Here is a 25,280-nt window from a genome sequence, read left to right on the forward strand (position 1 = left end):
TAAGAGAAACTTGCGAAATGCAAGTTTCTCTTATTTTAGTAAATTAGTAGTGGAGTCATCTAACGTGGGACCAAAAGAAAGTTTTGCCCCAATTTCATACCGTCGTCGTTTGGGAACATTGTTGATTCCCAAGTGTTTAAACGGAAATGTGATTTGCATAATCGCAAAGCGACTCGCAGAATTAATTTGAGGAATTAACTTCCGAATAAACATTGGATCAAAATGACCTGTATACATTTGCATTAAAATCCGAATCCAGTTAATCCCGGTTACCTGGTTTAAAAAGATGGTTTCCGTGATTCGAAGCGGGGTAATCCCCGTCGTAACATAATTTCCATTTTCATCAATGGTAAATAGAATCTGGATTAAGCCGGTTAAAGGATGTTGCTTAATCTCGGCTCGGGCCAACTCTTCCACTCGTTCCGAATCCAATTGTCGGTTAGCATAAGGAATATAATAACTAGTTTGATTTTCTAACTGATTATCATCATTTTCCATTTGGGAACGAAAGCCCACCGTTGCAATGGGGATGATTCCCTGGGGGCTAACCAACACGTTTAAAGCAAAATCAACGTGATCTTGATAGACAGTTCCAGTTTCTTGATCTGGAGGAAGGACCACTAATTTAAAGTTTCCAGCAATCTTTTGCAGTTCCCGAATCAAGAAATGACGATTACCTGGTAAAAACACGTACTGGGGTTGTTCTAATTCAATTACATTTAAAATTTCGCCCAGTTGCACTGGTTCAATGTATTGTTTATCACTAATGGCCGGAATTAAAGAAACCGAATTAGGGTTATTATTTAAAATAATGGTTTTATAACCTAGTTTATGTAGTTGAATTAACATTTCCGCCGTATAAGTATCCGCAGCAGTATTCGGCCCTAAATGATTCCGCCCTTTTCCAATAACTAAGGCACTATGATCACTCAACTTTTGGGTATCATTTTCAAATTCATAACTACCATAAAATGAATTAATTTTCTCTGGAAATTCTCCCGCCGTGGGCTCAATCATTTTATAAGTCTTAACATGATCTAGTTGTTTTTGCATAGCCACAATGGTTGCGTTATTAGTCTTCCAAAAATGACAAAACATCCCGTTTCCAAAACCATAACGATTACCGGCTAAAAGTGCTTCTGTTTGCAAAGGATGTTGTCGCACTTGTTCAATAACTGTCAGCAAATTCTTCATAATGACAAAGTAAAATTCGTCAATTTTAGTTAACTCACTTAAGTCACTAGCAGAATACCCCCGCCGCACGGCTTCAAATAAAATTAGAATTTGCTGGTCGGTCGGATGAATCAATTGATTAATTAAATCATCTTCGCTCAAATCAGCATACTCAGGTAGAACATCTTGTGGACTAGGTTGCGAACTACGTAGCCCAATCATTAGTGCTGCTTCAGCACTACGTCCGACTCCGATTGCAGCTCCGGTGGCCTTGGCATGCGTACCCAAATGATTATCCGCCATATCTAAATAATCAAATGACCAAATTGGCATTTTAACCGTAACGTGATCACTTAAGGGCTGTAAGATAGTGGTCAACGGATTAAAACGAGGCGGTAATTTCACCTTGGTTAGCGGGATATCTAGTAATAATGAGGCTGCCACCTTGGCCAGCGGATAACCAGTGGATTTTGCCGCTAACGACGTTTCTGAATTAAAAACTGGATTTACTTTAATTACATAAACCTCATCAGTCTCCCCATTTATCGCAAATTGCAGGTGACAAATTCCCTTAATTCCTAAACAGTCTAAAACGTCAAACGTAATGGAACGTAATCGTTTCAATTGATAATCGTTCAAGGTCTGAGCCGGGGCAAAAATAACCGAATCAGTCGCATTAATCTTTACCGGATTCATATCTTCCAGAGAAGAAATCAGCATTTTATTGCCTTCAACGTCTCTGATGGCCACCATTCCAATTTCTTGGTAATTACCAACTTCCCGTTCTAATGACAGCTTTTGTTCGGGAGACTCTTGAAATAAATCATCGATTTCATTATTCAGACTCTCCATATTTTGAAAAATCCGGCGTTGCCGCTTTTTATTGGTACTTAACGGTTTAATCGAAACAGGAAATTGAATTCGTTCGATATTATCTCGTAAATCCGTAAAATTACGAATGATTTGTGACGCTACAATGGGAATGTGATTATCGGCTAATCGATTAGCTAACGCGGTATTTTGGTCGGATGCTTCCGTTTCAGTTCCAAATAAATATAAATTATTAGCATTCAAACCAATTAACTGGACTTGTAATTCCTGCAGAACCTGATTTTTTTCTAACCTTTGCACGACGGTCAACGCTGCTTTGGTTCCAAAAATTGGGGTAATCCCGTCAATGTGATGTTTCCGTAATAAATCAGCTACGGTTTGCGTTGTAATGCTACGCACAAAGGTATGCTGGGAATCAACTTCTTGTAATAATAACGAATACGGATTATTGTCAATTACATAAGGTTCAATCCCTAACCGGCGCCAAACTGAAATTACTTGAAAAGCAGCCGCATCTTGTTCACTTTCATGGTCAATGTTGGAAGCTCCCCCACCCAGAATTAAAATTTTTTTAATTTGCTTCATGAGTTGATCTCCTGTGTGCAATAATGCTCTCAACAAATTCTTCAAATAAATCGAAACCATCGACCATTCCACCAGAGCCATCGGGAGAAAATTGAACTGAAAAAGTAGGAAAATCTCGACTCCGAAGTCCCTGAATGGTTCCATTAATAATATCTTTGTAAGTCACAATTAAACGATTGTTGTCCACAGAATCGTTTGCAATCGCATAAGCCTGAGCCTGGTTCGGATAAATCAACTCGTTGGTAATAATTTTACGCACCGGATGATTACTTCCATAGTTTCCAATCGACATTCGAGTTACCTGAGCCCCGTTGGCAATTGCAATTAATTCATGCCCTAATCCAATTCCAAATAACGGTAAATGTGCTTGAATTGTTTGAATGGTTTCAATGACACTTGTATCAATTTCATCTGGAGACCCTGGTCCCGATGAGAGCACGACTCCCTCCGGGTCTAAGTTTTTAATTTCAGCAAAACTAGTATTCCAAGGTACAACAATCATGTTGCAGTTTAACTTTGCTAACTGTCGAATAATGGATTCTCGTAACCCAAAATCAATCACCACAATCGTAACACCGGTCCCCGGTACCAAATATGGTTTCGGCGTAGCAACGGCTTGAATTTGTTGATTACTTAATACCGCTGCCTGTAACTGATCAAAAGCGTGGTCATCATTAGTACTGACAATGCTAGCCTTTTTTACATTGTGTTGGCGCACGTGTTTCTGCAACTGACGAGTATCAATTTGACTAATCCCCGGAATATGCCGTTCCTTTAAAAAGGAATCCAATGATAAATCCTTTAATTGCGAAAAAGAAATATTTTCACTCTGATGAACCACAATTCCCTTTGCAGACGTTAAAATAGATTCATAATTTTTGGGATTAATTCCACCGTTTCCAATGGAGGGCTGCAAAAAAGTAACAATTTGATTATGGTAAGTTGGATCAGTTAAAGCTTCTTGATAATAATTTAAATTAGTATTAATTGCTAGTTCCCCAGTGGTACTGGTTAAATCACCAAATGCTTCTCCTGCAAATGAGGTTCCGTCATCTAGAACTAAATATCGTTTAACCACATAAACTCCTTCCTACCTAAGGTCATTGCTATTTTTGCTTAATTTCAACCCCATCTCGATCATCAATTTCAGATACGAGCACTTTGATCGTTTCATCTTTTGAACTCGGAATGTTTTTACCCACAAAATCTGCTCGAATCGGTAATTCCCGATGACCGCGATCTACCAAAACAGCTAAATTAATCCGTTTAGGTCGGCCAATTTCATTAATGGCTCCTAGGGCTGCTCTAACCGTACGGCCTGTAAATAATACATCATCGACGAGAACCACGTTTTTATCATCAATGGGAACTACGTTTTCTGCTACCGATTGATTACTGGGATCAGCTGATTGGTCATCTCGATACTTGGTGATATCCAGTGAAATTACCGGTACATCAGTATCTTCCAATTTTTTCAGTCGATTAGCAATTCGCTCTGCGAGGTAAACCCCACGGGTCTTAATTCCAATTAAAACGAGGTTTTGGACCCCTTTATTCTTTTCGATGATTTCATAGGTAATGCGGGTCAATGCCCGTTGCATTGACATGCTATCTAAAACAACTTTTTCACCATTCATGCTTGGCTTCCTCCTCTAAATTTGTAACACCGTATTGTTTGGCTAACTTATCTAATGTTTGCTGAAAAATGGATGTCAAAGGACTGTGAAAATCTAACGCTTTCCCCGTCGTAGGATGCGTAAATCCTAATTCGGCGGCATGCAAAAATTGACCATTCCCCTTAATCGTTTTGCGGGGACCATAGAGAGGATCTCCGACCAGCGGATGATTGATGTATTGCATGTGCACCCGAATTTGATGCGTCCGTCCGGTCTCTAACTCACATTCTACCAACGTATAATCAGTTCCGAAACGTTGTAACACCCGAAAATGAGTAACCGCATGGCGCCCATCTGGAACCACCGCTTGTTTCTTACGATCCTTAAACGAACGACCTAACGGGGCATCGATGGTTCCCTGGTCTTCACGAATGTTGCCATGTACAAGTGCTAAATACTTCCGCCGACTAGTCTTTTCCTGGAGTTGCTTGGTTAACGATTGATGCGCCACGTCGGTTTTTGCCACCATCAACAAACCGGAAGTATCCTTATCAATTCGATGCACAATTCCCGGTCGAAAAGTACCATTAATGCTAGATAATTTGGTATGTGCAAGTAAAGCGTTAACCAGCGTGTGATTGGGATGACCTGGAGCAGGATGAACCACCATTCCCTGCGGTTTGTTAACAACAATCACCTGATCATCTTCATAAACCACATCCAACGGAATTGCCTCAGGAGTAACGTCTAATTGCTCTGGAGTTGGAATCTTAATTATAACTTGATCATGCAATTGAGCTTGATACTTGGGTTTTTGGACTTGATGATTGACTAAAACAGCCCCATCTTTAATTAATTTACTAACTCGCGAACGAGTTAAATCTGGAAATTGATTAGCAATCAATTTATCCAATCTCGTATTTGGTTGGTCAACCGTAAATTGGCGTTCTTCCATTAGTCCTCCTGTAAAACGAGTCGAATTAGGATTAATCCCACACCGAGCGTAAGGTAACAATCTGCTAGGTTAAAAATCGGAAATTGGATAAAATCTAACTGAATCATATCAGTAACCGCACCAAAGAAAATTCGATCCAATAAATTACCAATGGTTCCCGCTAACATTAATCCTAAAGCAATTACAATCCAGTGCTGCCGTTGATTTTTAGCCATTAACCAGATAAAAAGGAGGCTAGCAATTCCTGCAATTACGCTAAAAATCCACGAATTACCCGCTAAAAAACTCCAGGCCGCGCCTGAGTTGGTAATATTTGTAATTGATAATACGTGGGGTATCAAATTGATGCTCTCGCCCGGCTTAATCTGAGTCCGTACTACTTGTTTAACCCATTGATCAAGGATAATTAAAAGTAACGTTCCAACAAACGTAAGAATGAGGAATAGCTGAGGAAACCGTGACTTGTTTATTTTACTCATGCTGGCGATCCTTGGTTAATAGTTCTTCTAGTTCAATTACAGAGTTCGCTGGTAATAAAAACTTATACCGACGACCCCCAGCGTTAAATGCAATGCTATTTCGCTGAGCTCGTACTCGTGAAATGGACTGCAGACTAATTTTTTTCCCAAATGGGTTTAAGACCTGTCTAATCTCAATCGTATCGGACCAGACTAACATCTTGCGGAAATAAATCTGGATCCAGGTCAAAGCCACAAACACTAGAAAGAACATAAAAGTTATATTTTGAAATTGGGTGATTTCAAGCCAAATAATGACTCCGACCAATAAAACGATGAGTGTCCAACTCCAACAAATAATGCTAGTGGTGGGTTGCGGTTGATATAAAAATTTTCTTTTCTGCGTTATCATAAAAAATACCCCTTACAAGATGGAGATTACCATGTACATTAAAGTTTATTCTGATGCGGCGGAGCAGCCGCAGACCCAGCAATGTAGCGCTGGAGTTTTAATTATTGTTAATCACAAACAGTATCCAGTAAAACGGTTGCTCAATGCAACCGATAACCATGAAGCTGAGTTTCAAGCCTGTGAATTGGCATTGAAGACCTTACAACAACAATTAACGACGGCAGAGCAACACACTGCCATCGTTAATTATTATACTGATAGTAAAATCGTTGCTGATAGTATTCAAAAAAACTATGCCAAGCACTACCAAGAATACATTGATTGCATTCAGCAATTGCAACAATCATTTTCCATGTTTTTTGTGAATTGGATTCCGGATCGAGATAACCAAGGAGCCCATCAACTAGCACTACAAGCCCTTCATCGCTCCGAGCGTAAATAGTTCGTAACTGGTTTAGAGTAAGTGGTTAAATCTACTGTTTGATCTAATGCTAATTGCGCTAAGAGTTTCCCGACTAATGGTCCGGTTGTTAATCCAGATGATCCTAGCCCGGTTCCCACTAAAAGATCAGCATGTTCTGGCACTGAGCCCACAAAAGGACCGTAATCAGAGGTATACGCCCTAGTTCCAACCCTCTTTAGAATAACATTTTCTGAGCTAATTCCTGCAATTAAATGTTTAGCGGTGTGTAACAGGTCTGTCGTTGCTGCCACGGTATCTTTAAGATCAAAGCCCTGATCATCTTCATGGGTTGCTCCGATAATCAATCGATCTGAAGCAACCGGAATAAAATCATACTCTGATTCCGGCATGAGCACTGGTCGATTTGGTAAAGTAGCGTGTGGCAATTGGAGCTCAATTAATTGTCCCTTTTGGGGACGAATATCAGTATGCACGTTAATCGAGCGCAGCAGTTCCCTCGTCCAAGCTCCCGTAGCCACAATAATCTTATCAAACCGTTGAACTCCTCCTGTAGTGATTAATTGATGCTCATCAGCCAACGTTACTTGTTCTGAGACAACGTGAACCATTGCTTGTGAACATTGGGCTAACAGATGCTGACAGAAACGATTCCCATCAATCCAACTTCCCCCACTTACGAGTAAGCCCGGTTGTTGCATGTTGGTTAACATGGGTAATAGTTGCTTAATTTCACTAGGACTTAAGGACTGAATCTCCCCCATCGAGGGGGCTGATTGCTTTCGTTCCAGCGCCAATTGTTCTAACTCAAAAACTTGCGCGGCATCTTTCCGCGTAATGATAGTTCCATTGTTAGCATACGTCTGCGAATCCATCTTGGTTGCTGTGGCCAGTTGCCTCACAAGGTCAGCTCCGTCTCTAGCTAAACGATACCAATGCTGATTGCGGCGTTTTGATAACCAGGGAGAAATAATTCCAGCAGCTGCTTTGGTTGCTTGTCCGGTTCCATTGTCAAACAGCGTTACTTGTAACTGTTCAGTAGTCGCAAACTGATTTAAAAAGTAGGCTGCACTAGTCCCTACGATTCCACCACCAATAATTGCTACTCGTTTCGTAAGTCATCCCTCCTAGGCTTTAATTCCCCAATACTGGAAATAATCAGTTCGAATCTGACCGTTATAAAGCTTCCGGCGCTTCGTTGCCTTTTGTCCATATGCTTTTTCAAAATTTAAATCACTGGTTAAATAGTATTTCGACCAAGTCGTTAACGGCCGAAATACCTGTCCTAGATCATGATATAACTTCGTAGCGGCTTCCTGATCGCCCAATCGTTGCCCATAAGGCGGGTTAGTGACTACTACCCCATCGGTAGAAGTTGTCTTAAAATCTTGAACGGCTAATTGTTTGAATTGAATATCATGCAAAAGTCCCATCGCTTGCGCATTGACTTTTGCATGATTAATCATTTCCCCATTCACATCGGAAGCCTGAATGTGCAGCTCTCCTTCGTCTTTAATAACATTCACAGCCTCATCCCGAATTTCTTGAACTAGGTCGGAACTGATCCAATCCCATTCTTCAAACGCAAAGGACCGTTTAATTCCCGGAGCAACGTTTCTAGCAATCATCGCCGCTTCAATCGGAATGGTTCCAGATCCGCACATTGGATCTAAGAATGGCATCGTTTCTGGATGCCAATTGGTTAATAGGATCAAGGCTGCGGCCATGTTTTCTTTTAAAGGAGCTTCTCCTTTGGCAATTCGATAACCGCGCTTAAACAAACTAGGACCTGTCGTATCTAACAGCTCTAGCACGTGATTCTTATTAATGCGAACTTCTAGCGGATACAATCCTTCGGTTTCTGGTAACCGGGTTCTCCGGTGATAAAAGCTAGCTAATTTAGTGGCAATTGCTTTTTTGGTGATTGCTTGCACGTCAGGAACGCTATGTAACGACGATTTTTTCGAGCGACCAGCAACTGGAAATTCTCCGTCCATCGGAATTAAACTTTCCCATGGCAAAACCTTGGTGCCCTCAAACAATTCATCAAAGGTTTGAGCTTCAAATTCCCCCACAATTATTTTAATCCGATCGGCCGTTCGCAACCATAGATTGGTTTTGATAATATCAGCCACCGTTCCAGAAAACAAAACCATTCCATTTAAAACGTTAACCTGGTATCCCATTTGTTTTAATTCATTGGCGGTCACTGCTTCAATTCCAGCAGCACACGTAGCCATTAAGTTAAATTTTTTCATGTTATGCCCTTTCTCACGATATAAAAAAAGAGCGGGAAAACCCCACTCTTCCTGATTGGTGCAGGCTCCTGTAAGCCATGTTTTGTGCTTGATTGAAAGATCAGGACTAACAATCAAGTAGTAATCATCTATCTCAAGAATCATTATGATTCTTGCCCTACACTTAGTTCAATTTCCGTGTGTAAAGCTCCCCTACCAAAGTTTGGGTTTCCCGCTCGCGGGGTTTACTGCGTTCCAGTAATCCAATTTCTTGAATTAATCGTCTCTATAGCACCTTAGGAAGTACTGAGGCATAGAAAACCGTAGCCATTTCCTTCGCCGTAATTGCTTAACACAATCCCTCGGCTTATTTTTTCACCGGGCACGAACACTACAAGCATCGCAGCTTGTGCGAGAGTGGACTTTCCTCAGCCAGCGCTTGCTGACCGCGATTACTCAGAACCTGCACCAATAATAACTAATTTTGTGTTCCGTCACCAAAAACATGTTGTTCTAGATTGGATAGTCGTTTCAAAATATCCATCGTGGTTACATCAGAAGAAGTCGACTCATTAGCAGGTTGTTGCGGATGTACAACCGATTGTGGTTGTGGCTGTTGCGCTGTTTCATTCAGCTTATTTTTCAACTGGTTATTTTCAGCCATTAATTGAGCAATTTGCTGATCCTTATCGTTGAGTTCCGCTTGGAAGGTTTCGTAATCCTTAATAATTTCATCCAGAAAAGAATCAACATCTGTTTGGTCATAACCGCGCATCTTTTGACGGAATTCTTTTTGGAGAATATCTTTCGGCGTAAAGTTAACTTTATCCATAATCTGCACCTCTTATCGTTTGGTAACTATCACAGTATAACATAGTCATTCGAAAAATTCAGAATTAATTTCTGCTTCATATTGATTAGCTTCCTCCTGTAAATCATCAAAATCAATGAATTGACAGGTATACGGATGCTGTTGTTGAAATGCTTCAATCGCACGCACATCATACTGCGTCTTTCCCTCATTTTCTGAATCATATAATAACAGAGCTCCATCGGTATGTGTTAGCATAAACTGCTGATAATTTTTTAGTTGTTGTGGTGAATGGTAAGGAACTTGACTAACGGTGGCGGAAAAATCAGCTAACGCAAGCGTTTGCTGTAATCGCAATTGATTTGTTTCATTCCATTGTGCACCAAATTCTGAAAATGGTAACATCACCGCAATTTGAAACTGATTAGGAAACTGTTTTTTTAAATCAGCCGCAATTTCCACAGTCCACTGTTCCGTTCCTAACTGTGCTCCGGTGATAATCCAATCGCAACCATTATCAATTAAATCAATAAGCTGATTGCGCAAAGAACGTTTGATGATTTGAACTTTCGGACTTTTTTCATCGAACGCCCCTAATTCATAACTCCGATATCCAGTTATCCATTGTCTACTCATAAAGTCACCTGACTTGAATTAGTATAATTTTATTCCCCGGGTGGAATTGCTATAATAGAAACATCATTTGCTGTAATATACCACGCTTCAAATTAATTACTCAATTAGTAAGGAGGTTAATTTGACAATCAATTATCCCAACGGCCAATCATTCCATGATACACGTAGTAATGGAAAAAAATCAGCTCGGCTGACCACTGCTAACTATGCTGATCGGGGCATGTCTTTAGAGGCAGAGATCAATCAAAGCAATCAATTTTACCGCGAACATCAGATTGCAGTCGTCCACAAAAAACCCACCCCCATCCAAATTGTAAACGTCGATTATCCCAAACGAAGTGCAGCCGTAATTAAAGAAGCTTATTTCAAACAAGCTTCGACAACTGATTACAATGGTATTTTTGCTGGTTATTATTTAGACTTTGACGCGAAAGAAACCACCAATCTTCATTCGTTCCCTCTGGCTAACTTTCACGAACACCAAATCGACCACATGGAAAGTTGTTATCAAATGGGGGGAATTTGTTTTGCTTTAATTCGCTTTGTAAAGCGAAATGAAATATACTTGCTAAACGGACCGGATTTGTTTCATTTCTGGGAACGTCAATTTCACGGGGGTCGCAAATCAATTACCCAAGCTGAGATAGCCAACCACGGTTATCTAATTCGACCACAGCTAAATCCTTTGATTCCCTATCTGGATGCCGTCCAAATCATTATTGATAAAAGTAAAGGAGATCTAGAATGAGTTCCGATGAAGTTTATAGCCGTTTAAAGAAAAATCGCAAAAAGAAGCACGGTCCCATTTTTCAAATTACGATGTGGGTGCTTTTTTTCCTCGTAGTGCTTTTTTTCATTGGATGTGGAGTATTTGCCTACTACGCTTCCACGGCCCCAAACATATCCTACAAAACCCTTTCCAGTGATAATTCCACTACCATCTATGATCGTAATGGAAAAGTCATTTCGCGATTAGGGATGCAAAATCGGGATTACGTAAAACAAGAGGATATTCCTGATAATCTAAAAAATGCCATTATCTCAGTCGAAGATCGGCACTTCTACACCGACAAAGGAGTGGATCCAGTTCGAATTGCCGGTGCGGCTGTTAATAACGTTTTTGGTGGCGGTGGGCTTCAAGGTGGAAGTACCTTGACTCAACAGCTAGTGAAACTTTCGGTTTTCTCTACCAAAGCTTCAGACCAAACGTTAAAACGAAAGGCACAAGAAGCATGGTTGGCCACAAAAGTTAATCGTGAATACAGCAAGCAACAAATCTTAGAGTTCTACATTAATAAGGTTTATATGGGGAATAATGCTTACGGAATGCAAACCGCTTCAGAAGTCATGTACCACAAGCCTCTTAGTGAACTAGATTTATCCCAGATTGCATTGTTAGCTGGACTACCTCAAGCTCCCGTTGCTTATAATCCCGTTCACAACCCCAAATACGCTACGGCCAGAAGAAACCAAGTGTTAGAGGCCATGGTGAAAAATAAATCAATTTCCCGCGCTCAAGCTGATCAAGCTGAAAAAGAAGACGTGCAAGCGGGAATCGACAAGAAAAACGTAGATAAAACGCCAACCCAAAAGGACGAAAAATACGCTGACGCTTATATCGGCCAGGTACTGCAAGAAATGAACCAAAAGGGTTATAAATTAAACGCCGGTAACAAGGTCTACACGAACATTGATATGGACGTGCAAAAGAAAATGTACAACCTGGCTAACGACGAAAATTCTGATTTAAACTTCCCAAATAATGACTTCCAAATCGGAGCAACCATGACTAACCCTAACAACGGAAAAGTAGTGGCCATGCTCGGGAGTCGGAAGCAAAACGTCCAATTTGGTTTAAACCGGGCCGTGCAAACCGATCACTCCAGTGGTTCCACAATGAAACCCCTCATGGATTATGGACCAGCCATTGAATATCTCAACTACCCTACTTACCAACCATTAAAAGATACGCCATATACCTACCCAGGCACTGACCGCAAATTACATGATTTCGATAATCGGTACGAAGGAACGATTACCATGAAAAAGGCGCTCGTGGAATCACGAAACATTCCAGCAATTCGAACATTAGAGGCCGTTGGAATTCCCCGAGCGACTGAATTCTTAAAGGGCTTGGGAATGACATTCAAAGAACCACTGAACCTCCAAAACGGGATTGGGGCTTACATCTCAACTGAACAAGAAGCAGCTGCCTATGGAGCATTTGCTAACGGCGGAACTTACTACAAACCTTATACGATTTCTAAGGTAGAAACCCCGACAGGTGAAACTAATCATTACGAGGCTAAAGGAAAAGAAGCAATGTCTGATTCTACGGCCTTCATGATGACAGAAATGCTCAAAGGCGTTATGACTGATCCAAACGGTTCTGGAACAGCGGCTAACATTCCAGGTTTAAACCAAGCCGGAAAAACAGGAACAACGCAATTCCCAGATGACTGGCTTAGTTCTGTGCCTGAGGGTTCCAGCATGGATTCTTGGTTTACTGGTTATACCAAGAACCTCTCCCTCTCCGTTTGGACTGGGTATGATCACCCACTAGAACCAGGACACTATATTTCTCAATCACAAGCAAAAATTTCCCAACTTTTCTATAAAGAAGTAATGGAAGATGCTTCGCAAGATCTTCCAAACGACAACTGGACCAAACCAGCTGATGTAATTAAAACGAGAATGGATAACCAGACGCAATACTACATCGCTGGTCACGGTGGAGAAGCCAGGGAAAACGTGATTAAAAACAGTACCCAGTCTGGTCAAACTGCTGATAATAAGGCGGTTGCAAATCTGAATAACAGCCAAACAAACAAGCAGGATGAGCAGACAACCGATAAAAGCACCAATAATGGAACGACTGCTAACAACGAGCAGAAGCCAACGTCTGATACTAAACAAACCAACGGCACGCAGGATGCTACTTCCAATCAGACTGGAAATACTGATAATAAGCAAGCTAACACCACGGCAACTACTAACGAGCAGAAGCCAAACACTAATTCACAGCCGGCGACGGGACAAACTAATCCAACTTCTTCTACGGCCACTAATAGTCCTCAGCCAACTACCAATAATTAATTAAGTTGGTGGAATTTAAAAAAGGAGACCCACATTCAAATGTGAGTCTCCTTTTTCGCTTCCCAGATTATGCCTATCCTTGATCTTTTTTAATTTTAAAAAGTGGTACTTTTGGTAACGGTTGTCGTTCTCCCTTACCGGCAGATTGCTGTTGCCGTTGTTCCCGTTGAGCTTCCACTTGAGCAGCGGATTGAACGTTGTGCTTTTTCCAGTTTAAAAGAATTCGATCCATGTATTTTAGATTATAAACCTGATTTAAGACGGCCTCCCGTAACGATAACTGCACTAATTCAGCTGAATAATGATCCTTTTCAAACCAGCCGTTAATCATCTCTAATTCAATTGGAGACAACATTCGTCCAAACTCGTGACTAATCATTTTAAAGGTCTGTTCTCGGTCATTAATACTCTCTGATTTAGATGCAGTTGTTGAGTTCTGTACAGCCGTAGCCGATGGTTGCTCTTGGTGCTTCTCTAACAATTCACTGAGTTTCGCTACTAACGGAGCAAAGCTGTATTCATCCTTGCCATCTGCACTAGTGGTAATCACAATCAATTTTTTACTAACTAGTTGATGTAATAACTCATAAACGGTATCCTCAGAAAAGTCAGTGACCTGCGCAAGTTTGGTTGCCGCTGGAAATCGTTCTCCCTGACTGCGAAAATACTGTAGTTCCAATAAGATGGTTAATTCAGCAGCATTAATTTTCAATGTTGCTAAATTAGTTAATAAAAAACCGGATACATTAATCGATCCGGAATTTAAATATTCGGCTAATGGATTACTCATTCTAAACTCCTTTTTATAAATTAATTTTCTTAATGAGTTTTCCCGATTTAAAGTTAATCAACACGTAATGAATTTGATTACCTTTTTGAATGGTAACCGCCCACGTCGGCTTCTTTTTATTAATTAGTAGTCCGGCGTTAGTTACCTCACTATCACCTTTAACATGTTGCTGGGCAATGGCACTTGCTTCTTCCGCGGTAATCCCATCCTTTTGTTTCATTACTTGGATGTGCTTCCAATCACCGCTCACCACGGCATAGGCTGGTTTATTGGAACTGTTCTGCCCCACCACGGTGTAGTATGGTTGTTTGCCCACATCCGCTTTATAGGTTCGTTGAACATCATGAATCTGGGCGTGCTGTTCTGCTAACTGTGTCGCTGTCTTTAAGGTGTGCTTTTGCGGCAACTTGGCAATGTAAACAACCACCACGAAAGCGACAACCAAAGCCAATAATATCCCTACAATCCAGCTTAACCAGCGTCGAATCAGGATTCTTCGTTTTCTTTCTTCTCGCATTTTAGATTCCTTCCGTAAGCGTACTGTCTCCATTATAGCAAATCATTTTCGTTGATTGTATTTTAGCAAAAACTCTTTTTGCTGCTGCTGAATCTCTGTAATGGATCCCGTTTTAGCGGTTAGGTTTTCTTCCAAAGCCGTTAAAATTTGTTTACCGTATCGCTTGGTTAAAATTCGATTATCAAGAATGGTTATGATGCCATGGTCATCACTACGGCGTAATAACCGCCCAATTCCCTGCTTCATTTCAATGATAGCATGTGGTAAGGAGTAACTGGTAAACGGATTTTTATTTTGTTGCTTTAGATAATGCGCTCGGGCGCGCATCAACGGACTATCTGGAGCGGCAAATGGAATTCGGGGAATGATGATTGATTTTAGGTAGTTCGGTGGGAAATCCACCCCCTCCCAAAAACCATTGGCCCCTAAAATGATAGGGGCCTTCTTACCTTCCGAACGCCGAATAATCTTACTTTGACTTCCAGAAATTCCGGCCGCTAGAACCATCCCGATTCCTGCTTGATCATGCAGTTTCGCATAAACCGCTTGAATCAACTCCAGGGAGTTAAACAGGACTAGCGTTGGAACCGGTTGCGCATGGTAAATTTTTTGAATCGAATTGGCCACAAACGCCACGTATTCCTCATTCTCAACCACAGCTGGCATCGGTGTGTTTTCTGCAATCATTAACTGAACCTGTTTTTGATAGTCAAAGTCAGCTGCCAACCGCTTCATCCGGGTGTTATTCCGTCTTAAGTCTAATTGATCGTAAATATATTGTGATTTTTTCGAAGTAAAAAGTACGGCTCCCGTAAAGATAATTGGTTTAAAATATTGATAAATTTGCTTATGCAAGCGCGTACTGGTGTCAAACCGCGCTAACTCTAGACGCATGTTATTCGGATCATGGTCAGCCCCGTATCGCAACCAAAAACCGTCAACACTTTGCTGCTCAGCCACGGAACGTAAAAACAATTGCATCTGTGCTAATCCTTGCAGCACTTGATGCACGTGTTCGTTAAATCGTAAAAACGTTTCGTATTCAGAAGCCAACCACTGACCATCCGTCTGCCCGAGACTTTGGTTGATAGTAGTTAAAAGTTGCTCCAACCGCCGGGCTTGTTGTTCTTGATGCTTTAATTCTACCTGCTGTTGTCGCATAAACTGGTTTAGTTTTGCTGCTGAAACTCCAATTACATTCGCTTGCTGGGTAAACCGAACTTGCAGCGACTGTATCAAATTTTGTAACAATTGCTGTTGCTGCTCTTCGATTTGCGTTAAAGAAGCAACCAATCGTTGTAAATTGGCACTTAAATTTCGATTTCGTTGCACAATCTCCGTTAAATTTTGTTCGTGAGTTTGAAAGATATCATTCCGCACTCGCCCTACGTTTGCTTTGACGGCTCCTAACCACCATTCTTGGCGTTGGGCGGCAAAAGCGACCTCTGGTAAATGATGGGCTTCGTCCACCACTAAATACGGAATCCCCGTCAGTTGACTGGTTAACCGTGTGGCATTTTGATACAAATAGTGGTGATTAACAATAATTATATCTGTCGTTTGCAGGCGTTGCATTTGCCAGTGCCAAAAATCATAGTCCCCAAACTCGCTGTCAGTAAATTGAGGTTCTGACTGGTAATTAACCTGTTGTAAAATGGCTGCATTGTGGGGAATGTGCAGTTCATCTAAATCACCCGTTTCCGTCTCTGTCAGCCAGACCAAAATCTGGGCCTTACTAAACTGTGATAGATGATTACTATCATCCGCCACGACTGCCGTCGCAAAGCGGGACAAATCCAGGTAGTGACGTTTGCTTTTCAAGACTAGCGATTGCAAGTGAAAGCCCAAGTCTTGATTAAGTTGTTCTTGCACGACCGTCTGGAGCTGTTCTTGCAAGCTAATCGTTGCTGTACTAATTACAACAGGGGTGCCACTTTGACTTAAAAAAGCCAATGGGACTAAATAGCCTAGCGTTTTCCCACTTCCAGTAGGCGCCTCAATTAATAAGTTTCGGGCGGGTTGTTTACCATCCGCAAAGTTTCGATAGATTAAATTCATCATTTTACTTTGCGACGCCCGCCATTCCAAGTGACCCGCAAAGTCTCGTTCCTTTTGCTTTTTGGACAAGGGAAATTTAGCTAACCGATTGTGTTGCGCTGCCGCAGGCAAGTGATGTTTTTTTAATACCAACCCTTCTAGTTCAATTAAACCAGCGGGCAGATGATCGTGTTTAGGATGCACCTTTGCCCCCATTTTAATGAATTCATGGGTTTGCTGGGGGAGCTTCAAATCTAACGCTAACAAGGATTGCAAAGTTGCATTCGGTAAGTCCTGCATCCGTTGGGCAATTCGCAGCAATAGCTGGGCGGTGGCATCCGCGTCGCTAGCAGAAGAATGTGGATGTTGATGTTGAATCTGAAAATGAGCACTTAGATCACTTAATCGATAACTAGTTAACGTCGGAAAAAAGATTTGACTGAGGGTCACCGTATCAATCGCTTCAATCTCTAGGGAAGGAAAGCCCACGCGTTCTAAATGGTGATTCAAAAAGGGAAAGTCAAAGTTAACGTTATGCGCCACAAAGACCGTTCCTCGTAACATTTGATAAATTTGGGGCGCCAACTGATCAAAACTGGGCGCCGTCTTAATCGTGGTTTGATCAATCCCGGTTAATTCGGTAATTTCGCGAGGAATTGCCACCCCATCGTTTACGTACGTTGAAAAAGTAGAACTAATCTTGCCGTTCTGCACGAAACTCACACTAAATTGAATAATGCGGTCGTCACGCCGTAAATCAGTTCCCGTGGTTTCCATATCCACCACAGCGTATTTCGAGTTTGAGTCCATCACGTATCTGCCTACTTTCGTTTCTAACTACGCTCATTTTACTACAAATCCTACGGAAACGGGTTCCTCGGCTTCAAGTTCAAAATCAAAGTTTATTTCTGACTATGGTAGAATAAGACTGATAAGAAAGTGAGCGATTGAAATGAAAAAGAAAGCGACGGGTCACAGTCACGCCAAGGTGATTTTTTTAGGCGAACATAGTGCCGTTTATCATCAGCCTGCCATTGTTTTTCCCGTTCCCCAGGCAAACGTTACCGCAACGCTACAAGCGTCGAATCAAGGTGTAACCACCATTCACAGTCAGTACTATTCCGGTCCCATTGCGGACTTGCCCGCATCAATGGCTGGGATTACGGCGTTAATTCAAAAACTACACCAAGAATTAAATCGCCAGCACCAACCAATGAACTTGGAAATTAACAGTACAATTCCCTTGGGACGCGGAATGGGGTCTTCAGCAGCCATTGCGAGTGCCATCATCCGCGGGTACTTTGCTTTTTTTGAAACGCCTCTGTCTCGAGCAACTCTAACCGAGTACACCGACATTGAAGAAAAAATTACCCACGGAAATCCGAGTGGGATTGACGCCCAAACGGTGAACGTTAGTCATCCGATTCTGTACGAGCAACAACAATTTATTGATTTTACCCCGCAGCTATCGGGCTTTTTGGTGATTGCAGATACTGGCTTAGCAGGCAATACTAAGACAGCGGTGAACCAGGTTCGGGAATTTCTCGAGGCCGACCCAGTTCGTCAAGAACTCATTACTCGCTTAGGACACCTAACCGAAGTGGTTAAAACTTCCTTAACGAATCAGGATTTAGTAAAAACGGGACAGGTGCTAACCGAGGCACAGGCAATTCTAACCGCCCTCGGCGTTAGCACGACCCAAATTGAACAACTAGTGGCCGTGGCCAACCAAGCAGGAGCTCTAGGAGCCAAATTAACTGGGAGTGGTTTAGGCGGTTGTATCATTGCGTTAGCGCCCGATTATCCTAGTGCAAAACGAATTGCCGCAGCCTTAACGGACTACGGAGCCACTCAAACGTGGATTCAATCATTAACCGAATTAAATCCAGAGGAGAATAATAACGATGAATAACTACGCTAAAGCCCGCGCGCATACCAATATCGCCCTGGTTAAGTACTGGGGAAAGATAAACTCAGCGCTAAAGTTACCGACTACTAGCAGTCTTTCACTAACACTTGACCAATTTTATACCGATACGAGCGTGCAGTTTAACGAAACCCTAACTAACGATCAGGTAACATTCAATGAACGTCGTTTAAATGAACGGTCCGCCCGCCGCATTACTGATTTCTTGGATCTAGTTCGTAACCAAGCCGGGATTACCACTAAGGCAGTTGTTCAAACTACCAACAACGTTCCCACTGCTGCCGGGTTGGCTTCTTCTGCCTCCGGCTTTGCCGCCTTGGCCGCTGCCGCTAGTAAAGCCAGTGGCTTGCGGTTAAATCATCGTGAACTTTCCCGGATGGCGCGGCGTGGATCCGGATCCGCTACTAGGTCGATTGACGGGGGATTTGTCGAGTGGCACAAGGGAATTGGGGATCGAACTTCCTTTGCGACCCAGGTTGCTCCAGCCGACTACTGGGATTTAAACGTCATTGCCATTTTAGTGAACCAACAACCTAAAAAAATGAGTAGTTCTGAGGGCATGCAGCTGTCGCAAACGACCTCCCCCTACTACCACGAATGGGAAAAACTTTGCCAACGTGACTTAAAAAAGCTTAAAATAGCAATTAAAAACCATAACTTTAATGATTTAGGAAACATTGCGGAAGAAAATGCGATGCGGATGCACGCGCTGACCCTAAGTGCCGCTCCGGATTTTTGCTACTTTGACGCGGATTCTTTAAAGGCGATGCGCATCGTTCATCAGCTTCGCGAATCCGGGATTCCGTGCTACTTCACCATGGATGCTGGTCCCAACGTTAAAGTTTTAGTAGAACCAGAACATCGGGAGTCCGTCGTTTCAACCTTACAAACTGCGTTTGGACCAGATAACATTGTCGTGGCTGCTCCCGGTCCCGGTGTTCAATATCTCACGTAGAAAGAAGACTAACATTGATTAAAACAAGCACCCCAGGAAAATTATATCTTGCCGGTGAGTATGCCGTTGTTGAAAACGGTAATCCTGCAATTATTGCGGCGGTTAATCGGTTTGTCACCGTCACCATTGATGAAAACACAGACCGCTGTTCCATCACTTCAAAACAGTACGAAAATCATCTCGTCCACTGGGAACGAATTAACTCGCGGATGGTAGTTGATGATCGGGATAATCCCTTTCAATACATCATTGCAGCCATTCAGGTCACCGAAGACTACGTGCAGGCGCTGGGAAAGCCGACCCAGAAATATCACCTTAGTGTGAATAGTGACCTTGACAGTGGTACGGGAAAAAAATATGGTTTGGGTTCCTCGGCAGCCGTAACGGTAGCCACGATCAAAGCCCTTTGCCAGTTGTATCACCTCAACGTTAGTAAGGTGCAATTATTTAAACTCGCAGCGATTGCCCACTTTAGCGTGCAGGGCAATGGGTCATTAGGTGACGTAGCTTCTAGCGTGTTTGGCGGACTAATCACCTATTGCTCCTTTGATCGGCAATGGCTTTCTGAATTTTTACATAAAATTACCCTGCCGGAGCTCTTAAAACTCGAATGGCCCCGCTTAGAAATCACTCCCCTGCAAATTCCACCAGTCTTACGCTTTCTAGTGGGCTGGACCGGTTCCCCTGCTTCTACGTCCCAGTTAATCGACAAGGTGGAACTGAAAAAAGGAAAACATGGAATTCACTACGAACGCTTCTTACATGACAGCAATAAGTGTGTTCGCGAAATTACCAACGGTTTTCGCCAAAATAACATCCGCTTGATTATGCAAAACATCAAGAAAAATCGGGAACTGTTGCAATCCTTGAGTCAGATGGCTGGAGTTCCCATCGAAACCCCCCAGTTAACCCGTTTAATTGAAATCGCAGAACAATTTGGCGGAGTAGCAAAAACCTCTGGCGCTGGAGGAGGCGACTGCGGCATTGTTCTGATTAAATCTGATTGTGACATTGCCGGGTTAAAGGCCGCCTGGCGGGAAGCTGACATTGAGCCACTCGACCTCTCAATTTATAACTACTAAGGAGGAATTCGTGATTAATCGTCAATCTCATCGCAAGGATGAACACGTTTCTCTAGCTAAAAAGTTTCATCAGCCATCTCACGCCGGTTTTGCTGATCTAAAATTCATTCCCAACGGTTTACCTGAACAAGCAGTTGCTAATATCGATCTGAAGACGTCATTAGCGGGGCATCCCCTCTCAGTCCCCTTTTACATCGAAGCAATGACCGGTGGTAGTACTTACACACAAAAGTTAAACCAGCAACTAGCTCAGGTCGCCAAAGAAACTGGACTGGCACTGGCGCTGGGAAGCGCCAGCGTAGCCTTAAAGGATCCAGATAGTGCCGCCAGCTTTACAGTGGCCCGCAAAACTAACCCCACCGGAATGATCATGGGAAACGTCGGTGCTGGGGTCACTCCCGCAGCAGCACAGGCGGTCGTGGATCTCGTTCAGGCTGATGCCTTAGAGGTTCATCTAAACGTCGTCCAAGAACTAGTAATGCCTGAGGGCGACCGCGATTTTCATTGGGCAACTAACCTACAAAACATCATCAACCACGTTTCGGTTCCGGTCATTGTCAAGGAAGTCGGATTTGGTCTTGATCAGGAAACCATCCGCCGGTTGCACCAACTCGGTGCCACCACTGTAAACGTGGGTGGCTTGGGCGGAACTAACTTTGCTCAAATCGAAAACTTTCGCAGAAAACGGAAAGAGATGGCTTATCTGGAGGACTGGGGTTTAACCACCGTGCAGTCTCTGTACGAAGCCCAACAAGTTCCTGACGTCCAAGTGGTAGCAGCAGGTGGAGTTACAAATCCGCTAGAAATTGCTAAAGCCCTCGCTCTTGGTGCGGATGCCGTGGGGATTGCCAGTGAAATTTTAACCAATCTAATTGACAATGGCGTCGCAGATACCATCCAAATGATTCAGGATTGGATTTATGGATTAAAGAGCATCATGACGGCGCTGGGAGTTCGAAATATTGCTGAACTTCGGACCCGTCCGGTGGTTCTAAGTCCCACGCTAGAAAGTTATTTACGGCAACGTAACATTCATACTAACTAAAAAATGATGAGCAAATGCTCATCATTTTTTAGTTAGGCTTACTTTTTTCATTTAAAACAAAGCACTCATAATTAATGCAAAATCTGAAATCCAATGGATATAAATCCCACTCCACAGCGTATTAGAATCTTTCCAGGAAGCAGTGATTGGATAACGAGTGATTCCTACGATCAAAGGCATCAATAACTCAAAATGATAGTGAGGTAAATGTAAAAGCGCAAATAAGATACAACCTGATATATTTACAATGGGCCAAGCGAATCTTTTTAGTTTTGTTCTTAATAGTAAATGAATTAATGGAAGCAAAATTGAAGCCATTCCGACCTCTTCACCCACTAGAGATACTAAAAGTTTAAATGTGACCCAGATTTTAAGAATTAAGGGGGCATGTAAGTGATACGATTCATTAAACATTGTTGTGTTATGAAATGCCTTAAAGTCATGGGGGAAAAATAAAATGATAACCAATTAAAGCGAGAATCGAGTAAAATTGCCCCAGCAAAGCCAAGTAAGAAGAGCAAAACAGCGATGAAGTATCTTGGGGTTTTAAAGCTTAGCTTTACCATCTATGTGCTCCAAGTTTACTATTTACGTCATTTCTACCATTGGACCTTTCAAAATTACTGCGAATGTCTCTTTTATTATTAATAATGAATTCCATCTTTTATGACATATTAATTAAGCATAACATGTTTACTAATTAGATGAAATTCTTATTTGTTTTTAATAATTAATGAAAATTAAGCTTGAAATCGTAGTCCCTTCGGGAAGAAATTCTTCACGGTACCGTTTACCACTTTCCCAAATCCGACTGGCATTTGGTGATACACCAAAAGAGCCCAGCCTTTCGCTTGGATTTGATCGGTAGCAAAAATATCTCCGTGAACGTATTTTTGCCACTGATCATCGCTAAGCGCAATCGTACGTTGAACTTGTTCCGGGTTAAGGACCATTGCTAAACCGTAGCTCGGTTCAATCCGATTCTTCTTTAACGTTCCGAGGGGCGTTCCGGGGCGCATCACTTTCAATCCGTTTAAAGCCGGGATCTCTGGATTAAACGAATAAAGTTGTTCTTTAAACCGCAACAACGAACCAGCCTGAAAATTGGTCAGGTTCTGCTCCGCAAATTGTTGCCACTCTTTTCGCTCTGCTCCCGATGCACTGGCCTCTTGTTTTCTAATCTTAGTTGGCTTAGCAGTTTCCGTACTTTGAAGTTTGGCAATAAAATGACCGTCCCCTGCAAACAGCTGTGGAAAGAGCCGGACGGCATCCTGTAACTCAGGATTCCCGTTCGCCCACGCTGGTTGTCCACTGCTCATACCGGCTTGTTTTTCAAGTGGAATCATTTCTAATGCGTATTCATCCAACAACCAGGCAATGATTTGTTCATCCTCTTCCGGTGCAAACGTACAGGTCGAATAAATTAGCTGCCCACCCGGTTTTAACATTTTAACGGCCTCGGTTAAGATGTCACGCTGCCGCAGCGCACACTCAGCCGGATATTCTTCGTTCCAATAGGTCGTCGCCTCTGGATTCTTCCGGAACATCCCTTCTCCAGAACAGGGTGCATCCACCAGAATCTTATCAAAGTAAGCGGGAAAAGCTTTACTCAGGTGTTCCGGTGTCTCATTTAAAATTAACGGGTTCCACACACCAAATCGTTCAAGATTTTCGACTAACACCTTGGCCCGGCTGCGGTTAATTTCGTTAGCAACCAGTAAACCTTGATTTTGCATTATCCCCGCCAACTGGGTTGATTTTCCCCCGGGAGCGGCACACAAATCAAGCACTCGTTCACCGGGTTGAGGATTGACCGCCTCTGCTACTAACATTGCCGACGGTTCTTGATTATAAACATACCCGCTTTGATGTTCTGGAGACTTGCCGGATACCTTGCCGTAATAACCATGCTGAATACCTGGGATGGGATGACTGGTATCGACGTCCAATTGCGCCGGACTCTTTAAGGGATTAATTCGAAATCCATGCTGTGGAGTGTCGGTAAAACTCTGTAAAAAGGCCGGAAACTGATCCCCTAGTAACCGTTCATATTTTGTTTTAAATGCTGCTGGTAATTCAATCATGATTTTCCTCCGCAAAAAGCTGCGTTGCTTGAACCGCCCGTTGCCAACCAGCATACCGTGATTTCCGCTCGGATGCAGCCATTTTCGGTTGATAACTATTAGTTGACCGGATGATGGACTTAATGGTAGCTAAATCGGTCCAATAGTTAACCTGCAATCCCGCTAAGTAAGCAACTCCGAGTGCCGTGGTTTCTGTCAACGGGGCCCGTGTGATGGTCGTATCTAAAATATCGGCTTGAAACTGCATCAGGTATTCATTCTTCGAAACTCCACCATCCACCATTAACGATTTGACCGGTAATCCGGTTTCCTTGCTCATGGTTTCTAAGACATCGCGAGTTTGAAAGGCCAAAGATTCTAACGTGGCTTTGACCAATTGCTTATCATCCGTCTGCTGGGTAATCCCGAAGATAGCTCCCCGCGCGGCCTGATTCCAATAAGGGGCCCCTAGGCCGTTAAAAGCCGGCACTACATAGAGCTGATTGTTAGAAGCCGCTGCTTGCGCTTGGTGGGCAGTTTCTGTTACATCTTGAACCAGCTTCACCTGATCTTTCAGCCAGTCTACGGCTGCTCCAGCGGTGAAAACACTCCCTTCAAACGCATAATTAACTTCCCCGTTCACACTATAGGCAATCGTGGTTAGTAAACCATGGGTAGACGTCTGGGGTTGGGTGCCTAAATTCATCATAATAAAGGCCCCCGTCCCGTAGGTGTTTTTGGTCATACCGGGCTCTAAGGCTAGTTCCCCAAACAACGAGGCCTGTTGGTCCCCGGCAATTCCAGTAATCGGAATCTGGACTCCCATAAAGGTAAATTCTTGGGTGTAGCCGTAGAAATGGCTAGATTCTTCAACATCTGGCAACATTTGCTTAGGAATGTGCAGCAGGTTTAACAACTCTTCATCCCATTCCAACGTATGGATGTTATACAACATCGTCCGACTGGCGTTCGTCATGTCAGTGGCGTGCACGTGCCCGTTAGTTAACTTCCACAGCAACCAGGTATCGATGGTTCCAAACAATAAATCACCAGCCTCGGCTTGTTCTCGTGCCTGAGGAACCTGGTCTAACAACCACTGAATCTTGGTGGCCGAAAAATACGAGTCAATCAGTAAACCCGTTTTTTGCTGAATTAATTCCTGGTAACCGGATTCCTTTAGTTGGTTCGCAAGGTCGCTCGTCTGCTTTGATTGCCAGACAATGGCATTATGAATTGGTTTGCCCGTTTTTCGATTCCAAACCACGGTGGTTTCTCGTTGGTTACTAATCCCAATCGCGCGCACCTTATACGGTGGAGTTTCCGTCTGAAACAGCACCTCTGAGATGACCGTTTCTGTATTATTCCAAATTTCGATTGGGTCTTGTTCTACCCAACCAGGGTGTGGGAAAGATTGGTGAATCAAGCGCTGGGCCTGTCCCACGATTTGTCCCTGGCGATTAAATAAAATGGCTCGGACTGAAGTCGTGCCTTCGTCAATTGCGAGAATGTATTGTTCGTTTTTCATTACGTACCTCATCATTAAAAATTCAGTCCTTATTATAACCTTTTCCCCTGCTTCTGCCTAACCGGAGCAGGCGCTCTCTTTTTCAGTTTCACCCAAGAAGTGTAAAAT

At 42.8% G+C, this 25,280-nt stretch carries 23 protein-coding genes and 1 other RNA gene; 7 read left to right on the forward strand and 17 right to left on the reverse strand.

The annotated features are described in order from the left end of the window. Positions 1 to 30: 30 nt before the first annotated feature. The 6 genes from M3M38_RS00830 to M3M38_RS00855 are packed head-to-tail and all read right to left on the reverse strand — an operon-like array spanning position 31 to position 6,030. The gene (locus tag M3M38_RS00830) at positions 31 to 2,589 is read right to left on the reverse strand and encodes a carbamoyl phosphate synthase preATP-grasp domain-containing protein (RefSeq protein ID WP_252814338.1); all 2,559 of its coding nucleotides are present in this window, start codon (positions 2,587 to 2,589) and stop codon (positions 31 to 33) included. After that, positions 2,576 to 3,667 carry a carbamoyl phosphate synthase small subunit gene (locus tag M3M38_RS00835; protein WP_252814340.1) on the reverse strand — a complete coding sequence of 364 codons (1,092 nt, stop codon included), beginning with the start codon at positions 3,665 to 3,667 and terminating at the stop codon, positions 2,576 to 2,578. Before M3M38_RS00835 ends, M3M38_RS00830 begins: the two co-directional genes overlap by 14 nt. 28 nt (positions 3,668 to 3,695) lie before the next feature. Then, positions 3,696 to 4,226, reverse strand: a complete 531-nt coding sequence (gene pyrR / locus M3M38_RS00840; protein WP_252767204.1) for a bifunctional pyr operon transcriptional regulator/uracil phosphoribosyltransferase PyrR — start codon at positions 4,224 to 4,226, stop codon at positions 3,696 to 3,698. After that, on the reverse strand, positions 4,216 to 5,160 hold the full coding sequence (locus M3M38_RS00845; RefSeq protein WP_252814342.1) for an RluA family pseudouridine synthase: 945 nt from the start codon (positions 5,158 to 5,160) through the stop codon (positions 4,216 to 4,218). The genes pyrR and M3M38_RS00845 overlap by 11 nt, the downstream gene beginning before the upstream one ends. Continuing rightward, a complete protein-coding gene (gene lspA / locus M3M38_RS00850; protein WP_252814344.1) occupies positions 5,160 to 5,639 on the reverse strand; it encodes a signal peptidase II in 480 nt (159 codons plus the stop codon). The genes M3M38_RS00845 and lspA overlap by 1 nt, the downstream gene beginning before the upstream one ends. Next, positions 5,632 to 6,030 carry an EbsA family protein gene (locus M3M38_RS00855; protein ID WP_252814346.1) on the reverse strand — a complete coding sequence of 133 codons (399 nt, stop codon included), beginning with the start codon at positions 6,028 to 6,030 and terminating at the stop codon, positions 5,632 to 5,634. Before M3M38_RS00855 ends, lspA begins: the two co-directional genes overlap by 8 nt. 31 nt (positions 6,031 to 6,061) lie before the next feature. Between M3M38_RS00855 and M3M38_RS00860 the strand changes: the two genes are divergently transcribed. Further along, complete coding sequence (locus M3M38_RS00860; RefSeq protein WP_252814348.1) at positions 6,062 to 6,472, forward strand: ribonuclease HI family protein; 411 nt, start codon at positions 6,062 to 6,064, stop codon at positions 6,470 to 6,472. Here M3M38_RS00860 and M3M38_RS00865 read toward each other — a convergent pair. The 5 genes from M3M38_RS00865 to M3M38_RS00885 all read right to left on the reverse strand — a co-directional run bounded on the left by M3M38_RS00865 (position 6,451) and on the right by M3M38_RS00885 (position 10,135). Further along, a complete protein-coding gene (locus tag M3M38_RS00865) occupies positions 6,451 to 7,551 on the reverse strand; it encodes an NAD(P)/FAD-dependent oxidoreductase (RefSeq protein WP_252814844.1) in 1,101 nt (366 codons plus the stop codon). The genes M3M38_RS00860 and M3M38_RS00865 overlap by 22 nt on opposite strands. Positions 7,552 to 7,578: 27 nt before the next feature. Then, complete coding sequence (locus tag M3M38_RS00870; protein ID WP_252814350.1) at positions 7,579 to 8,709, reverse strand: THUMP domain-containing class I SAM-dependent RNA methyltransferase; 1,131 nt, start codon at positions 8,707 to 8,709, stop codon at positions 7,579 to 7,581. 66 nt (positions 8,710 to 8,775) lie between these two features. Further along, an RNA gene (gene rnpB / locus M3M38_RS00875) (RNase P RNA component class B) lies at positions 8,776 to 9,152 on the reverse strand. 14 nt (positions 9,153 to 9,166) lie between these two features. Continuing rightward, positions 9,167 to 9,520 (reverse strand): cell division regulator GpsB, encoded by a 354-nt coding sequence (gene gpsB / locus M3M38_RS00880; RefSeq protein ID WP_252814351.1) that lies wholly within the window; start codon positions 9,518 to 9,520, stop codon positions 9,167 to 9,169. Between the two features lie 45 nt (positions 9,521 to 9,565). Further along, the gene (locus M3M38_RS00885; RefSeq protein ID WP_252814353.1) at positions 9,566 to 10,135 is read right to left on the reverse strand and encodes an SLOG family protein; all 570 of its coding nucleotides are present in this window, start codon (positions 10,133 to 10,135) and stop codon (positions 9,566 to 9,568) included. Positions 10,136 to 10,256: 121 nt separating this feature from the next. Between M3M38_RS00885 and recU the strand changes: the two genes are divergently transcribed. Then, entirely contained in the window at positions 10,257 to 10,883 is a 627-nt protein-coding gene (recU, locus tag M3M38_RS00890) for a Holliday junction resolvase RecU (protein ID WP_252767212.1), read from the forward strand. Beyond that, the gene (locus M3M38_RS00895) at positions 10,880 to 13,231 is read left to right on the forward strand and encodes a PBP1A family penicillin-binding protein (protein WP_252814354.1); all 2,352 of its coding nucleotides are present in this window, start codon (positions 10,880 to 10,882) and stop codon (positions 13,229 to 13,231) included. Before recU ends, M3M38_RS00895 begins: the two co-directional genes overlap by 4 nt. Positions 13,232 to 13,304: 73 nt before the next feature. On the opposite strand, the gene M3M38_RS00900 is transcribed toward M3M38_RS00895, so the two are convergent. From M3M38_RS00900 to M3M38_RS00910, 3 genes are read right to left on the reverse strand one after another with little or no spacing between them, the layout of a single operon-like run. Beyond that, positions 13,305 to 14,021, reverse strand: a complete 717-nt coding sequence (locus M3M38_RS00900; RefSeq protein ID WP_252814355.1) for a DnaD domain-containing protein — start codon at positions 14,019 to 14,021, stop codon at positions 13,305 to 13,307. A gap of 13 nt (positions 14,022 to 14,034) precedes the next feature. After that, complete coding sequence (locus M3M38_RS00905; RefSeq protein WP_252814357.1) at positions 14,035 to 14,538, reverse strand: PepSY domain-containing protein; 504 nt, start codon at positions 14,536 to 14,538, stop codon at positions 14,035 to 14,037. Positions 14,539 to 14,580: 42 nt separating this feature from the next. Continuing rightward, the gene (locus tag M3M38_RS00910; RefSeq protein ID WP_252814845.1) at positions 14,581 to 17,385 is read right to left on the reverse strand and encodes a helicase C-terminal domain-containing protein; all 2,805 of its coding nucleotides are present in this window, start codon (positions 17,383 to 17,385) and stop codon (positions 14,581 to 14,583) included. A gap of 142 nt (positions 17,386 to 17,527) precedes the next feature. On the opposite strand from M3M38_RS00910, the gene mvk reads away from it, so the two are divergent. Genes mvk through fni form a run of 4 tightly spaced genes read left to right on the forward strand, consistent with a single transcriptional unit; the run spans position 17,528 to position 21,584 of the window. Continuing rightward, complete coding sequence (gene mvk / locus M3M38_RS00915; protein ID WP_252814359.1) at positions 17,528 to 18,487, forward strand: mevalonate kinase; 960 nt, start codon at positions 17,528 to 17,530, stop codon at positions 18,485 to 18,487. Next, entirely contained in the window at positions 18,480 to 19,457 is a 978-nt protein-coding gene (gene mvaD / locus M3M38_RS00920) for a diphosphomevalonate decarboxylase (protein ID WP_252814360.1), read from the forward strand. Before mvk ends, mvaD begins: the two co-directional genes overlap by 8 nt. A 14-nt stretch (positions 19,458 to 19,471) precedes the next feature. After that, positions 19,472 to 20,539, forward strand: coding sequence for a phosphomevalonate kinase (locus tag M3M38_RS00925; RefSeq protein ID WP_252814361.1), 1,068 nt, complete (start codon positions 19,472 to 19,474; stop codon positions 20,537 to 20,539). Positions 20,540 to 20,549: 10 nt separating this feature from the next. Next, positions 20,550 to 21,584 carry a type 2 isopentenyl-diphosphate Delta-isomerase gene (gene fni, locus M3M38_RS00930; protein WP_252814362.1) on the forward strand — a complete coding sequence of 345 codons (1,035 nt, stop codon included), beginning with the start codon at positions 20,550 to 20,552 and terminating at the stop codon, positions 21,582 to 21,584. 51 nt (positions 21,585 to 21,635) lie between these two features. On the opposite strand, the gene M3M38_RS00935 is transcribed toward fni, so the two are convergent. From M3M38_RS00935 to glpK, 3 genes are all read right to left on the reverse strand, one after another. After that, complete coding sequence (locus tag M3M38_RS00935) at positions 21,636 to 21,998, reverse strand: CPBP family glutamic-type intramembrane protease (protein WP_420842652.1); 363 nt, start codon at positions 21,996 to 21,998, stop codon at positions 21,636 to 21,638. Positions 21,999 to 22,324: 326 nt separating this feature from the next. Then, positions 22,325 to 23,665 carry an RsmB/NOP family class I SAM-dependent RNA methyltransferase gene (locus M3M38_RS00940; RefSeq protein ID WP_252814846.1) on the reverse strand — a complete coding sequence of 447 codons (1,341 nt, stop codon included), beginning with the start codon at positions 23,663 to 23,665 and terminating at the stop codon, positions 22,325 to 22,327. Continuing rightward, a complete protein-coding gene (gene glpK / locus M3M38_RS00945) occupies positions 23,661 to 25,172 on the reverse strand; it encodes a glycerol kinase GlpK (RefSeq protein WP_252814364.1) in 1,512 nt (503 codons plus the stop codon). The genes M3M38_RS00940 and glpK overlap by 5 nt, the downstream gene beginning before the upstream one ends. Positions 25,173 to 25,280: the final 108 nt, after the last annotated feature.

Origin of the sequence: Fructilactobacillus cliffordii (assembly GCF_024029355.1) — a bacterium.
Taxonomy (GTDB): Bacteria; Bacillota; Bacilli; order Lactobacillales; family Lactobacillaceae; genus Fructilactobacillus; species Fructilactobacillus cliffordii.